Origin of the sequence: Micrococcus sp. KRD026 (genome assembly GCF_017168445.1) — a bacterium.
Lineage (GTDB): Bacteria > Actinomycetota > Actinomycetes > Actinomycetales > Micrococcaceae > Micrococcus > Micrococcus luteus.
In genome coordinates this window covers 29,756-43,741 of record NZ_JABFBA010000030.1, presented here as the reverse complement: position 1 = coordinate 43,741, position 13,986 = coordinate 29,756, and the positions used below count along the sequence as shown (strand labels likewise).

At 72.6% G+C, this 13,986-nt stretch carries 10 protein-coding genes and 1 tRNA gene; 10 read left to right on the top strand and 1 reads right to left on the bottom strand.

The window, feature by feature from the left end; all coding sequences use genetic code 11:
• The 7 genes from J1M40_RS10895 to J1M40_RS10865 all read left to right on the top strand — a co-directional run.
• Positions 1-276: hypothetical protein (locus tag J1M40_RS10895; RefSeq protein WP_206450793.1), on the top strand; the 276-nt coding region annotated here is incomplete at its 5' end.
• Entirely contained in the window at positions 273-491 is a 219-nt protein-coding gene (locus tag J1M40_RS10890) for a hypothetical protein (RefSeq protein ID WP_170079775.1), read from the top strand. The genes J1M40_RS10895 and J1M40_RS10890, both read left to right, overlap by 4 nt.
• An 18-nt stretch (positions 492-509) precedes the next feature.
• Positions 510-719, top strand: coding sequence for a hypothetical protein (locus J1M40_RS10885; protein WP_101963170.1), 210 nt, complete (start codon positions 510-512; stop codon positions 717-719).
• Between the two features lie 318 nt (positions 720-1,037).
• A complete protein-coding gene (locus J1M40_RS10880) occupies positions 1,038-2,315 on the top strand; it encodes a phage major capsid protein (RefSeq protein WP_101963169.1) in 1,278 nt (425 codons plus the stop codon).
• Between the two features lie 244 nt (positions 2,316-2,559).
• The gene (locus J1M40_RS10875; RefSeq protein WP_170079774.1) at positions 2,560-2,829 is read left to right on the top strand and encodes a hypothetical protein; all 270 of its coding nucleotides are present in this window, start codon (positions 2,560-2,562) and stop codon (positions 2,827-2,829) included.
• A gap of 748 nt (positions 2,830-3,577) precedes the next feature.
• Positions 3,578-5,713: a bifunctional UDP-sugar hydrolase/5'-nucleotidase gene (locus J1M40_RS10870; protein ID WP_241252234.1), complete on the top strand. Its 2,136-nt coding sequence runs from the start codon at positions 3,578-3,580 to the stop codon at positions 5,711-5,713.
• 134 nt (positions 5,714-5,847) lie between these two features.
• Positions 5,848-8,598 (top strand): ExeM/NucH family extracellular endonuclease, encoded by a 2,751-nt coding sequence (locus J1M40_RS10865; protein WP_206450792.1) that lies wholly within the window; start codon positions 5,848-5,850, stop codon positions 8,596-8,598.
• 84 nt (positions 8,599-8,682) lie between these two features.
• Here J1M40_RS10865 and J1M40_RS10860 read toward each other — a convergent pair whose 3' ends face one another.
• A complete protein-coding gene (locus J1M40_RS10860) occupies positions 8,683-10,638 on the bottom strand; it encodes an FAD/NAD(P)-binding domain-containing protein (protein ID WP_206450791.1) in 1,956 nt (651 codons plus the stop codon).
• A 291-nt stretch (positions 10,639-10,929) separates the two neighbouring features.
• Here J1M40_RS10860 and J1M40_RS10855 point away from each other — a divergent pair, with 291 nt between their 5' ends.
• From J1M40_RS10855 to J1M40_RS10845, 3 genes are all read left to right on the top strand, one after another.
• On the top strand, positions 10,930-11,808 hold the full coding sequence (locus J1M40_RS10855; protein WP_144819209.1) for a PRC and DUF2382 domain-containing protein: 879 nt from the start codon (positions 10,930-10,932) through the stop codon (positions 11,806-11,808).
• 197 nt (positions 11,809-12,005) lie between these two features.
• Positions 12,006-12,094: transfer RNA gene (locus J1M40_RS10850), tRNA-Ser, on the top strand.
• Between the two features lie 151 nt (positions 12,095-12,245).
• Positions 12,246-13,487 (top strand): tyrosine-type recombinase/integrase, encoded by a 1,242-nt coding sequence (locus J1M40_RS10845; protein WP_206450790.1) that lies wholly within the window; start codon positions 12,246-12,248, stop codon positions 13,485-13,487.
• Positions 13,488-13,986 lie beyond the last annotated feature (499 nt).

Sequence of the window (13,986 nt, the reverse complement as noted above, 5' to 3'; positions counted from 1 at the left end):
GAGGAGGAACCCCCGATGACCGCCCCCGAGATGACCGCCTACCCGTTCACGTCGGCCGAGCCGCCCACCGTGTCCGACTTCGAGACCGCGCTAGGGGTCCTCGCCTACGTGCGCACCGTCCGCGACGTGGCCAGCCCGACAGCGAGCCACTACCAGCAGACCCGGGACATGCTCGTTGAGGCCGCCACGCAGGTCCGCCAGCTCGCCCCGTTCCTCGCCGTCCCCGACGCCGAGGACCACGAGGACCACGACGAGGCCGAGGAGGTGCCGGCATGAGCCGCCGCGGCCCCGCCCCCGAGCCCATCGGCGCCGCCGCCCCGGTCCGGCCCGTGCAGCTGCACCGCCTCGACCTCGCCCGCCGCGCGCTCGCGGCCCGGTACGGCGTGCCCGTCTCCCGCATCCGCGGCCGCACGGTCCCCGACCTCGAGCGCTCCGCCCGAGCCCTGGCCGCCGAGCACCACCCCCACGACGACGGCCCCGCGGCCGCCTGACCCGAGAGGACCCCCACCATGAACCCCGAGCACCGCGCCCTGCTACGCGCCACCGCCGCCCGCTACGCCGACGCCAACGCCATCGTCCAGGCACTCACCAACGACGACGGCGACGGCCTGGCCCGACTGCTGGCCGGCATGGACGCCGACGAGCTGCGCGGCACCGTCCTGGCCCTGGCCCGCATCATCACCGGCACCGCCCCCGAGGCGGACACGCTCACCGGATGACCCGCGCTCGCGGACCTCGGCCGGGGGGCGTGCTAAGCTACGGCGTAGCGCAAGCGTCCCCCGCCGGGGGGCCGGCCAACGACGAGGCCCACGTGGTAAGTCGGAGGAGCCCGCCCCGTCACCGCCGGGACCGCGAGGCGTAGGCAGACAGCCTGCCAGCCGTGAGAGACCGGTCCGTTGGCTGCACCGCAGGGCGACTAGACGGCCCTGGCATCACCCCCTCACCGCTCCGCGCACCCGTGCGCGTCTCACCAGAGCCGAGAGGGTCCACCCTGCCCCCCGCGGCCCCCCTGGCCGCCGTCCCGATGGAGGACAACCATGCTCCGTGAGCATCACCGCATCCAGCTCAAGACCGACGCGCAGACCGCCGCACGCACCGCCCGCGAGATCGCCGAGAAGGCCGACCGCGAGGGCCGCACCCTCACCGACGCCGAGCGCGCCGAGTACGACCAGCACATGGCCAAGGGCCGCGAGCTCATCGCGCAGCTCAAGGCCGACGACAAGGACCGCGACGTGACGGCCCAGGCCAAGGCCCTGGCCGCCGAGGTCGGCGGCGCTCGCACCACCTCCACCACCTCCCCGAACGGATCGCCCATGACCGCCCTGAAGTCCCGCGCCGAGTGGGGCGCAACCGCCCTGAAGTCCGTCCGCACCGCCGCCGGCACCGAACGCGCCGGCATCAAGGCCCTCGTCTCCGGCACCATCGGCGTCCCGGACCCGATCAGCCCCGAGGTCGTGGCCATGCCGTCCGAGCCCCGGACGATCCTCGACCTGCTGCGCGGCGGCACCGGCACCAGCGACGGCAACGCCGCGTACACCTACGAGACCGCCGAGCACCACGCCGGCAGCCTCGTCTACGGCGACGGTGACGGCCGCGGCAACACGTACTCGTTCCTCCGCCAGACCGTGCGGGAGAACAACGCCGCCCCCGTGCCGGACGGCGCGCAGAAGCCCACCTCGCTCTACACGCTCGAGGAGGTCGAGGGCCGATACCGCGTGATCGCGCACCTGTCCGAGCCCGTGCCGCAGCGCTACTTCCACGACGACGCGAGCCTCGGCACGTTCCTGGCCACGGAGATGGCCAACGGCCTGGAGGACGAACTCCAGGCCCAGGCCCTGAACGGCAACGGCACCGGGGAGAACTTCACCGGCATCCTGCACACCTCCGGCATCCAGGCCCAGGCGTGGGCCGGCGACCTGTTCAAGACCACCCGCCAGGCGCTCACCAAGCTCCAGGTCTACGGGATCACCCCCACCGCGTGGGCGCTCAACCCCGTGGACGCCGAGGCGTTCGACCTGCTGCGCGAGGGCACGGCCGGCGACGGCGCGTTCCTGCTCGGAGGCCCCGGCACCTCCGCCGGCACCACCGGCCTGTGGAACCTGCCCCGCGTCGCCTCCACCGCCGTCCCGCAGGGCTCGGCCGTCCTGGCCGACTGGACCGCAGCCCGGCTGCTCACCCGCCAGGAGGCCACGCTCCACGTGGACGCCGGCGGCGAGCACTTCCAGAAGAACACCGCACAGTTCCGCCTCGAGGGCCGCTACGGCCTGGCCGTGCAGCGGCCGGCCGCGTTCGTCTCCGTGGACCTGACCGCCTGACCCACGGCGGCCGCGTGAGCCCCACGCGGCCGCCCACCAGACCCCGCGCCCACGACGGCGCGGCCGGCGTCAACGTCACCGCCCCCGACGCTCTCCTGAAGCTGCTTGACCGGGACGCGGACCGATGGGGACGAGCGGGCTATCCTCCGCGCACTGCGCGGCCGCCGAGACTCCCCAGCGCCACACACCGGCCCCGGCACCACACGGTGCCGGGGCCGACCACAACCACCACGAGGAGGCACCCGTGACACTGCGCAGCACAGCCGCCCGCGGCTACGGCTCCGCACACCAACGCACGCGCGAGCGGTACCGGCCACTCGTGGAATCCGGCCAGGCCCTCTGCGCACGCTGCGGTGAGCCGATCGCTCCCGGCGCACTCTGGGAGCTGGACCACTCCGACGACCGGGCCGAGTACATCGGCCCCTCGCACCGCACCTGCAACCGACGCGCCGGCCAGGCGAACGCCACCGCCGCGCGCATGGCAAAGGCCGCCACCACCGTCCGCGACTGGTGACCCCGCCATAGGGGGGTTCTGATCTTCACGATCAGCGGCCGCCCTGACTCCGCCCGGTAGTCATCTCTCTCCCCACGCCCTGGGGCCGTAACGTTTCGCGTTACGCCACCCCCAGGGACGTAACGCATCACGCGACCTCTCCCCCGTCCCGCCGGCCCTCTCCCCGCGCCGCTCTCCAAGGGCGTCAGCACTGCTGACACCCTCCCCGCGCTACTCCCGCAGGGCGTCGGCACTACCGACCCCCTTCCCCGCCGCCCTCGCCGCAATGGGTACTCGTGCAGCGAGTACCCCAGCACAGCCGGCGGCACGACCTCGAGGGGGCGTCCAGTAGACACCCCCCGAACACGACGCCCCGGCCGCGCTCGCGGCCCGGTCCCCGCTCAACCGGCCACCCTGTGGCCAGGCGTGGCCACGTGTGGCCAATCTGTGGCCACACGCACGGGTACGGAGCACCACGGAACGGCACGCACGGGCACGGGAACCGCGGAATCATGCCAAATCGTGGACGCCGTGACACGCCAGAATCCGCATGACTACGTGCCCGGCGGAACTTGAAAACCGGTGCGCGGTGACCCCGTGCCGAGGGTTCGAATCCCTCACCATCCGCGTGCACACGACGAGAGGCGGCGGGCCGGACGGCCCGCCGCCTCTCGTTCACCTGGAGGCCACCTGGATGTGATGGACTCCCCGCGTCACCCCGCCGTCCACCGGCGGCGCACCTCTGTCATCACGCATCCCGGGGAGAGCCATGCCCAGCCTGTTCCGCCGCCGTGCCGTCACCACGGCCGCCTGCACCGTCCTCGTCCTCGCGCCCGCGAGCGCGGCGCCCGCCCTGGCCGTCGAGACGGCCGCCGCGGACGAGACCACCATCTCGATCCTGTCCTTCAACGACTTCCACGGCGCGCTGTCCGCGGACTACATCGGCACGCAGTTCGCGGACACCGTGGAGGACTACCGCACCGCGTTCGAGGCCGAGCACGGCGCCGGCTCCACGCTGCTGACCAGCGCCGGCGACCTGATCGGTGGCTCGAAGTCCGTGTCCAACGTGCAGCAGGACAACCCGACGATCGACGTGATGAACGCGCTCGGCCTGGACGCGCTCACCGCCGGCAACCACGAGTTCGACAAGGGCCTGGACGACCTGCAGGGCCGTGTGGAGTCCCGGGCCCAGTTCCCGGTGCTCTCCGCCAACCTGGTGGACCCGACGAGCAAGGAGCCCGTCCTCACCTCGCACGCCGTCTTCGACGTCGACGGCGTGCGCGTCGCGGTCATCGGCGCCTCCCCCAACGAGCTGTACGCGACCACCACCGGCGCGGGCCTGAAGGGCAACGAGGTCCTCGACGAGGTCGCCGCCGTGAACGCGGTCGCGGACGAGCTGGAGGCCCAGGACGCCGCCGACGTGATCGTGGCCTCGTACCACGACGGCGCCGCCGGGGCGGGCGAGCTGGCCGCCGAGCGGGCGGCCCGGGCCGAGTTCGACCGCATCGTCGGCGAGACCTCCTCCGCCGTGGACGTCATCTTCAACGCCCACACCCACCAGCTCTACCAGTACGACACCACGGCCGGCGGCGCCCACCGCCCCGTGATCCAGGCGGGCGCCTCCGGCAGCCACCTGGCCGCCGTCGAGCTGACCGTGGGCGCCGACGGCGAGGTCACCGGGCTCACCCCGCGCCTGCTGGCCCGGTCCACGCAGGCCCCCGCCGAGGCCGCCGCGGAATCCCCCGTCACCGCCCAGGTGTACGCGATCGAGCAGGAGGCCGTCGCGGTCTTCGAGGACCTGCAGGGCGAGGTCGTGGCCGACCTGTCCGCCTCCATCACCACCGACTACCAGAAGCTCATCGACGCCGGCGGCTCCTGGAAGGCCGGCGGCACGCGCGCCGCCGAGACCACCCTGGGCACCTGGGTGGGCGACGCCGTCAAGCACGCCGCCGAGCAGGCGAACCCCGAGGTGGACCTCGGCGTGACCAACCCCGGCGGCCTGCGCTCCGAGCTGCTGACGGACCGCTTCACCGACGGCGGCGCGTTCCCGGCCAAGCCGGCCGACCTCGTCGGTCGCCTCACCCTGGGCGAGCTGCTCGACATGGCGCCGTTCGGCAACACCATCACCTACTTCGACATCCCGGGCTCCTCCATCAAGCTGGCCCTCGAGGAGAACTGGCGGAACGACGTGCGCAAGTTCACCCTCGGCTGGTCCGAGGAGCTGACCTGGACCTACGACGAGTCCCGCCCGCAGGGGGACAAGGTGACCGGCGTGTGGATCGACGGCGAGCCGCTCCAGGCGGACCGCATGTACACGGTGGCCAGCCAGTCGTTCCTGGCCGACGACACCTGGACGACGCTCGGGGACCCGACCAAGGCCCCCGACGGCTACACCGCCTTCGCGACCGGCCGCCAGAACTTCGTGAACATGGGCCTGTTGGACTCCCAGGCGATCACGGACTACGCCCGCGCCCAGGACGCGGCCCACGGCGCCGTCGCCCCGGACTTCGGCAAGAACGGCGTGCCGGTCACCGACGCCCCCGCCTCGGTCGAGGCCGGGCAGGCCGTCGGCCTGACCCTCGGGGACCTCGTGGTGGACTCCGACGGCGCCCCCGCGGCGACCGCGGTCGACGTCGCCTTCCGCACGGCCGACGGCACCGAGACCGCCCTGGGCACCGTGGCCGTCCCCGCGGGCTCCGAGACCGTCACGCTCTCCGGGATCACCGCCCCCGCCGCCGCGGGCACGGGCGAGCTCGTGATGACCGTGCGCTACGCCGACGGCAGCACGACCGTGGTGCGCCATGCCCTCGAGGTCACCGCGGCCCCGACCCCCACCGAGCCGGAGCAGCCCGTCATGGCAAGGGCCATGACAAGGGCGCCGACCACCCCGGCAAGGGCCGCGTGAAGGGCGAGGACCACCCGGGCAAGGGCCGCGGCGTGCAGCGCGGCGCCGCCACGCACCCCGTCTTCTCCGCCCATGCCTGGCTGACCGCCGCGGGCCTGCCCCGCTGACCCATCGAGAACGAGACCGAGGACGACATGATCCCCCTGCCCCGCTTCGCCGCGCGCACCGCGGTGACCACCGCCGCCCTGGCCCTGCTCGCCCCCGCCGTGGCCCTGCCCTCCCAGGCCAGCCCGGCCGGCGACTCCCTCGTCATCAACGAGGCGTACACCAACGGCGGCTCCGCGAACGCCGTGTACACCCACAAGTTCGTGGAGCTCTACAACCCCACCGACCAGCCGATCAGCCTCGACGGCTGGTCCCTGCAGTACCGCTCCGCCGCCGGCACGGCCGCGACCCAGGGCACGGTCGCGCTGTCCGGCACGGTGCCCGCGAAGGGCCACTTCCTGGTCTCCGGCGGCTCCAACGGCACCGCGGGCGCGGCCCTGCCGCAGGCGGACCTCGTGGCCGGCGGGGCGTTCAACCCCGCGGGCACCAAGGGCACGATCGTGCTCGCGCGCCAGGCGGGCACCGTGACGGACCTGCCGGTCGGCTCCGTGGTGACCGGCCAGGTGCCGGGCGTCGCGGACGTGCTCGGCTACGGAGCCACGAACACCTTCGAGACGGCGGCCGCCGGCGCCCCCGCGGCCAACTCGGACCCGAAGTCCCTCACCCGCACGAACGGCGTGGACACGGACGACAACAGCGCCGACTTCACCGTCACCGACCAGGTCACCCCGACCAACGCCGCCGCCACCGGCGGCGAGCCGACCCCGGAGCCCGAGCCGCAGCCGACCCCGGCCGAGCGGATCACCATCGCCCAGCTCCAGGGCACCGGCACGGCCACCCCGTACGCCGGGCGCCAGGTGACCACCACCGGCGTCGTCACCGCCGTGTACTCCACGGGCGGCTACGACGGCTACTACATCCAGACCGCCGGCACCGGCGGCGACACCCCCGACGCCACCCCGGGCGCCTCCGACGGCGTGTTCGTGTACTCGCCGGACACGGTCGGCTCCGTGACGCTCGGCGACCACGTCCAGGTCACGGGCGAAGCGGCCGAGCACTACGGCCTCACGCAGATCAAGGTCGCCGCCGGCGGCGTGCTGCCGGTCGCCGAGCCCGGCGCCGTGGCCCCCACGCCGGCGGAGTTCCCGCTGGAGGAGGCCGACCGTGAGGCCCTCGAGGGCATGGTCCTCGCCCCGCAGGGCGACTGGACGGTCACGGACAACTACTCCCTCAACCAGTACGGCTCCCTCGGCATCGTCCCCGGCACCACGCCGCTGGACAACCCGACGTCGGTGGCCCGGCCCGGCGCCGAGGCACAAGCCGTCGCGGCCGCCAACGCGCAGCAGCTGATCGTGCTCGACGACGGGGCCACCACGAACTTCATGCGCTCGCCGGGCAACCAGAACCCGCTGCCGTACCTGGACGCGGACCAGCCGGTGCGCGTGGGCGCGGGCCTGGAGTTCACCACTGGAGTCATCCTCGACTGGCGCTTCGACGCGTGGTCCTTCCAGCCGCTGGGCCACCTCACCGACGCCACGGCGGCCGCCGTCCAGCCCGTGACGATCGAGGACACCCGCCCGGCCGAGGCCGCCCCCGAGGCGGTCGGCGGCAACGTCACCGTCGGCAGCTTCAACGTGCTCAACTACTTCACGACCCTGGGTCAGGACGTGGCCGGCTGCAGCGCCTACCGCGACCGCGCCGGCACCCCCGTCACCACGAACGGCTGCCTGCCGCGCGGCGCCTACACCTCCGAGGCGTTCGCCCGCCAGCAGGAGAAGATCGCGGCCGCGATCAACGGTCTCGACACGTCGGTGGTCGCGCTCGAGGAGATCGAGAACTCCGAGAAGTTCGGCCTCGACCGGGACCACGCGCTGGCCCACCTCGTGGAGGCCCTCAACGCGCAGGCCGGCGAGCAGCGCTGGGCCTTCGTCGCCTCCCCGGCCGAGCGCCCGGCGCTCGCGGACGAGGACGTCATCCGCTCCGCGTTCATCTACCAGCCGGCCGAGGTCACCCCGGTGGGCGAGTCGGTGATCCTGGACGACCAGACGAACTTCGACAACGCACGCGAGCCGATGGCGCAGCTGTTCCGCGCCGCCGACGGCACGTCCGAGGGGGCGGCCGGTACCGAGTTCGTGGCGATCACCAACCACTTCAAGTCCAAGGGCGGCTCCGGTGCGACCGGGGGCAACGTGGACGCGGGCGACGGCCAGGGCGCGTACAACGCGGACCGCGTGGGCCAGGCCGAGGCCCTCGTGGCCTTCGCCGAGCGCATGAAGGCCGAGACCGGCACCGACCGCGTCCTGCTGATGGGCGACTTCAACGCCTACGAGAAGGAGGACCCGATCCGCGTGCTCGAGGCGGCCGGGTACGTCTCGCAGGGCGCGCTCACGGGCGAGTACTCGTACGCGTTCGGCGGCGCCGTCGGCAGCCTGGACGGGATCTACGCCTCGCCGTCGGCGGCGACGGCGATCACCGGCCAGGACATCTGGATGATCAACGCGAACGAATCCGTGGCCCTGGAGTACTCGCGCCACAACTACGTGGCCGAGGACCTGTACTCCGCGGACCAGTGGCGGTCCTCGGACCACAACCCGATCTTGGTGGGCCTCCAGCTCGACGCGCCCGTGACCGAGCCGACCCCGGAGCCGGAGCCGGAGCCCTCCCCGGGCGAGACCTGCGACGGCGTGACCGATCCGCGCGGCGTGCCGGGCAAGCCCGCGAACTCCGTGCGCGAGTGGCTGCGCTGCGTGGGCGCGACCCCGGGCCACGGCGGTGACCACCCGGGCAAGGGCCACGGCCCGGAGCACCCCGGCAAGGGCCGCGGGCCGGCCCGTCCCTGACGGGGCGCGGGGCGCCGCCCCCGGCATGACGACGGCGGGGCCGTCCGGGATCCACCCGGGCGGCCCCGCCGTCGTCGTGGGGGCTCAGCCGGCGAGCACGGCCGCCGCGGCGGCGTCGGCGTCGGCGAGGAAGAGGGCACGTCCGGTCGGATCGGCCCCGGCCTCGGCCGCGATCGCGGTGCCCCACTGCACGCCCGAGAGCTGCAGGCCCAGCACGAACACGTCCGCGTGGGCCGTGCCGTCCGCGGCCCGCAGCCGGTACGGGCGGGCCGTGACGTCGAAGCCGGTGGCGGGCACGCGCACGCCCTCCTCGTCCTCCCACGTCCCGGCCGCGGCGACGCCGTCCGCCAGCATCTGACGGACCAGCGGGGAGGCGGCGGCCTGCACGCGGTTGGGCGGCATCATCGCCTCCACCAGCCAGGCCCCCTCGACGACGGCGGGCCCCAGCGAGTCCTGCGCTCCCACCTGGGGGCTGTGGGCGGTGAACCCGTGGTCCTCGGCCTCGACCACGGGCGCGGGGCCGGCCCAGGTGAGCAGGCCGGCCCGGTGCACCGCCAGCATCTGCTCGACGCGCCACAGGGGCGGGCCGGAGGCGAGGCCCTCGACCAGCGGCTCGAACCAGCCCTGGACGTCCCGGATGCGGGAGGCCTCGGCGATCCGACCCTCGGCGATCCACGCCTTGATCCGCAGTCGGCCGGCATGGAGCGCGCCGACGGCCATCATGAACGGGGACTCCTCCCCGAGGGCGGCCTCCACGCAGGCCTGCTCCATGAAGTCCGCGACGGCCCGCTGATAGTCCTCATGGGAGGCGAACACGGCGTCCTCGAACGGGGATCCATAGGCCAGGATGTCGAGGAAGCGGCGGCCGGGGGCGTACCGCTGGAGGAGCTCCTCGGCGTGCGCGGAGGTCACGGGGGCGCCGCGGCCGGCCTCCTCGAGCTGGCCGACGAGCTCCCCGAGGAACCGGCGCGCCTCGACGGGGCCGCCGAGGATCTCGGGCTGGGCCCGGACGAGCGTGGCGTAGTAGTGCCGGACCACGTCGCGGTGCAGCAGCGGCCAGAGGTGCTCGGCGAGGTCCAGGGCCCCGTGCCGGGCGGCGAGGGCGTCCACGGCGGCGTCGGAGAGGTAGCTGAGGGTGACGCCGCGGGGCACGAAGGCGTCCACCTCCGCCTTGGGCAGGTACGGGATGCCGCGGCGGGACATCAGGTGCAGGCGCGGCTCGTCCCCCGACGGCTCGTACCGCAGGGCCCGGCCGGGTCCGTCGCCGGTGCGGCGGTACACCCCGCCCCGGCCCTGGGTGAGCTGGGCCAGCAGGTCGAACGCGTTCAGGCCCATGCCCCGCACGAGGACGTCCGCCCCGGCCTCCACGGTCTCCCAGTCCACGTCCGAGGGGATCTGCGGGCCCTGGTAGTGCAGCTCGTCCCGGCCCCGCGCGGCGGCGGCCATCCGGTTCTGGCCGGGGCTGAGCTCCGCCGGCTGATGGCCCAGGCAGAGCACGACGGCGTCCGCGTCGAGCGCGGCGACCGCGCCGTCGGCGTCCCGCAGCTCCAGGCGGGCACCGCCGTCGGGCCGGGGGTGCAGGGCGGTGGCCTCGGCGCGGTGCTCGACGACCTCGACGACCTCGGGACGGGCGCGCAGCCCCGCGACGACGTCCTTGTACAGGTGCCGGAGGTAGCGCCCGTAGACCGCCCGCGCCGGGTACTGGTGGCGGCGCACGCCGAGGCTGGCCTCCGGGTGCACGCGACGCCACTGGTCGAAGGTCTGGGCGGCGGTGGAGGGGCGCAGACCGGGGTTGTCGGCGGCGCACGCGGTCGGGAAGAACGCGGGGGTGTTCATGAGGTACAGCTCGGACTGGTCCGTGCGCCACACCCGCCCTGGCCCGGGCGGGTAGGGGTCCACGACGTCGATGCGCAGCCGCCGGGGGTGTGCGTCCGGGGCCGCGCCCTCGAGTCGGGCGAGGATCCGCTCCAGCAGCATGACGCCGCGGGGGCCGGCTCCCACCACTGCGAGGCGGCGATCGGCCACCAGGGGCTCGGACATGGGGCCTCCACTCTCCTCGGGGTCGTTTTCACGCCTGTGGCGCGCGTATTCCACACAATATCGGTGGCCGTCAAGGGTCGCGGACCGCATGCGCCACACTCCCACCGATCCCCCAGGATCCACCGCAGGCCCGGACGAAGAATCCGCGGAATCATGCGGATCGCACTGAGATTCTGGGAGAAGTCTGGGAATTGGGAATCTGGGGGGCCGATGGTTGACGCCACTCGGGCCCATGGGGAATTGTGAATGAGCGTAAGGCAACAAAACACCAATTCAGAAGGAGAATTCCTCATGGACCGCAACGCTCTCGACCAGCTGCAGAACTCCACCGTCTTCGCCACCGACGGCGACAAGATCGGCTCCGTCGGTCAGGTCTACCTCGACGACGTCACCAACGAGCCCACCTTCGTCACGGTGAAGACCGGCCTGTTCGGCGCCCGCGAGACCTTCGTCCCGCTGCAGCAGGCCCAGACCACTGCCGACGGCATCACGGTGCCCTTCGAGAAGTCCTTCGTGAAGGACGCTCCCAACGTGGACGCCGACGGCTCGCTGACCCCCGAGGAGGAGCAGCGCATCTACGAGTACTACTCCATGGAGTACTCCGCCGTGGATCACGACGGCGACGTGCGTCGTGACGACGTGCGCACCGACGCCGGCGCCGCCGGCGTGGCCGGCACCGCGGGCGTGGCCGGCGTGGCCGACCGCCGCGACGAGGCCGTCGTGGACGGCGACCGCCGCGACGTGGCCGACCGTGACCGCCGCGACGTGACCGACGCCGACTCCGTCGTCGTCAAGGACGAGCAGCTGAACGTCGGCACCGAGCGCCGCGCCTCCGGCCGCGTCCGTCTGCGCAAGCAGGCCTACACCACCACCGAGACCGTCGAGGTGCCCGTCACCCGCGAGGAGGTCGTGGTGGAGCGCGAGTCCGTCGACCCCAACTCCGCCGAGGCCCGCACCGCCGGCCGCGACGGCGACGTCGAGGTGACCACCTACGAGGAGACCCCGGTCGTCGACAAGACCGTGGACGCCGAGAAGGTCTCCCTGGGCAAGCGCCAGGTGCAGGACACCGAGACGGTGACCGAGGAGGTCCGCCACGAGGACGTCAAGGTCGACGGCGACGCCACCGATCGCGACCTCGACGGCCGCAAGGACCGCAAGGACCGTATCTGATCTGAACGGACGCGTCGGCCTCAGGCCGGACGGCTGACAGATCACGCGGGGCCCCGGATCCATGGATCCGGGGCCCCGCTCGTGCGCGGTGGGGATCCCGCCCGTGAGCACGGCGTTCCTTTGCCCTGCCCTGGCTTGGCGCGCTAAGCTGGACCGGTCTGACCGCGCGTCGCCCCGTGCGAGGCGCGCCGGATGGAGGAGACGTGCCAGAGCGGCCGAATGGACTTCACTGCTAATGAAGGGCTCGACGAAAGTTGGGCCGGGGGTTCAAATCCCCCCGTCTCCGCGAGAAGGCCCCGTGACCCCAGTGGTTACGGGGCCTTTCGCATGTCTGCGCGGATTTTGGCAGATCGCGCATGTTCCATGACTACTCAGGAACGGTCACAACGTACCATAGAGTTAGTCACCTGGTAGTCAGTTCGTCATCCGGAGGGAAGATGCCCAAGCCCCAGCGCCTGCCGAGAGGCGTGGACCGCCTGCCCGGAGGCGGCTACCGCGCCCGCCTCACCGTGGACGGCTACCAACACACAATCGGTTCGTTTGCGACGCTCGGTGACGCGCGCGCAGCCCTCGACATCGCCCGTGGAGAGAAGGCCCGAGGGACATTCGTCCCGCCCGCCGTCACCCGCGCCCGCCTTAAGGCCGAGAAAGAGGCCCGGCGCGCCCAGGCCGCTGCCGACTCCCGCACCGTCCGCGACATGGCCGAGGCGTGGTTGTCCTGGCAGACCGAGCGCGGCCTGAAGCTCGGCAGCGTCTACACCTACCGCCGCCACCTCGAAGCGCACTTCTTGCCCACGTTCGGGGATCGCCCCGTGGGCGAGGTGACCGCCCTCGACCTGAACGCATGGCTCGACGCGCTCGAAGAGTCCAAGGGCCACGCTGGGGCCGCTCAGATTCATCGAGTGGTCGCAGCTCTGTTCAAGTGGGCCACGGGAGACGCCGCCGAGCTGCCCCGCACGTTCACGCCGTGGTTGCTGACCTCGCCCGTCCCTCCCCTGGCCGCGCGCCGCCTGCGCCGCCCGAACCTCCCCCAGCGCAACCGGGAGACACTGACGGACGCCGAGCTGTCCGCCCTGGCCGACCTGATGCCCGAGGCGGACCGCCTGGCCGTGCTGCTGTCCGGGTGGTGCGCCCTGCGAATCGGGGAAGTCCTCGCGCTGCGCCGTCGTCACGTCACCACGGACCCGGACGGGACCACATGGGTCCGCGTCGAATCCCAGGTTCAGGCGCGCGGGTCCGGCGTCCGCGAGGAATCCCCCAAGTCGGACGCCGGACGGCGCGAGGTGCCCGTGCCCCCGGTGATCGCGGGTGACCTGGCCGCTCATCTAGACGCGCACGCCGCCCCGGGGCCGGACGGGCTGCTGTTCCCTCGCGTGGGCGGCGGGAACGGCCTGAACAACCCCAACACCGTCCGCAAGCGGTTCAACACCGCGTTGAAGGCGCTCAACGCCCATCGGGCCGAGGCTGGGGAGAACCCTGTGGAGAACTTCACGTGGCACGGCCTCCGACACACCGCCCTGACCCGTCTAGGCCAGGCCGGGGCCACCACGGCGGAGCTGAAGGCGTACGCCGGCCACTCCGATGGGAAGTCCGTAGAGGTGTACCAGCACGCCGAACGCCGCCGTCTGGCGAGCCTGACGGCAGCGATGGGGGAGCGGGGCGGACGACACACCGCCTAACTGTCTCGCGGCGTGACGCGCGACGAATCCGCAGCCGGATTCAACACCTCTCTCAACTTCGGTTGTCTACGCCGATTTCAATTAGGACCCCTGCGACAGTGCATCACCTAGTCCCGGGCTACGCGACGGGCGATTCCCCGGCGACGTGACAACTGCGCAATCTGTGGACAGTGGCCTCCGTATATTCCACAATCCGCACGGAGGCCACGTTTTCTCAACGGTCTGCCTGTGGATAGCACGTGGAGAATGATGGTGATTTTGTGGTCCTTTGGGCTGTGATCTGTCCCGGAGATGCCCCGCGCGCATTCGGCTGTTCATACTTGAGTCACCACAACACCCCAGGGGGTGAAGCGGGGCCCCGGCATCTACCACTGTAAGCGGCCATGAAAAGCTGCCCATAGGTGGCCAGGGAATGACCCGCTGACGGCCATGAGGACTGCCCAGTGATGGCCACGGGAACTGCCCGGTGCTGGCCATCTGGTTTGCCCGCGTTGCTCGT

Excerpts from the sequence above, each read along its gene's own strand:
- J1M40_RS10860 (WP_206450791.1), bottom strand. The coding sequence starts at position 10,638 with ATGTCCGAGCCCCTGGTGGCCGATCGCCGCCTCGCAGTGGTGGGAGCC.
- J1M40_RS10890 (WP_170079775.1), top strand. The coding sequence starts at position 273 with ATGAGCCGCCGCGGCCCCGCCCCCGAGCCCATCGGCGCCGCCGCCCCG.
- J1M40_RS10855 (WP_144819209.1), top strand. The coding sequence starts at position 10,930 with ATGGACCGCAACGCTCTCGACCAGCTGCAGAACTCCACCGTCTTCGCC.
- J1M40_RS10880 (WP_101963169.1), top strand. The coding sequence starts at position 1,038 with ATGCTCCGTGAGCATCACCGCATCCAGCTCAAGACCGACGCGCAGACC.
- J1M40_RS10885 (WP_101963170.1), top strand. The coding sequence starts at position 510 with ATGAACCCCGAGCACCGCGCCCTGCTACGCGCCACCGCCGCCCGCTAC.
- J1M40_RS10865 (WP_206450792.1), top strand. The coding sequence starts at position 5,848 with ATGATCCCCCTGCCCCGCTTCGCCGCGCGCACCGCGGTGACCACCGCC.
- J1M40_RS10870 (WP_241252234.1), top strand. The coding sequence starts at position 3,578 with ATGCCCAGCCTGTTCCGCCGCCGTGCCGTCACCACGGCCGCCTGCACC.
- J1M40_RS10845 (WP_206450790.1), top strand. The coding sequence starts at position 12,246 with ATGCCCAAGCCCCAGCGCCTGCCGAGAGGCGTGGACCGCCTGCCCGGA.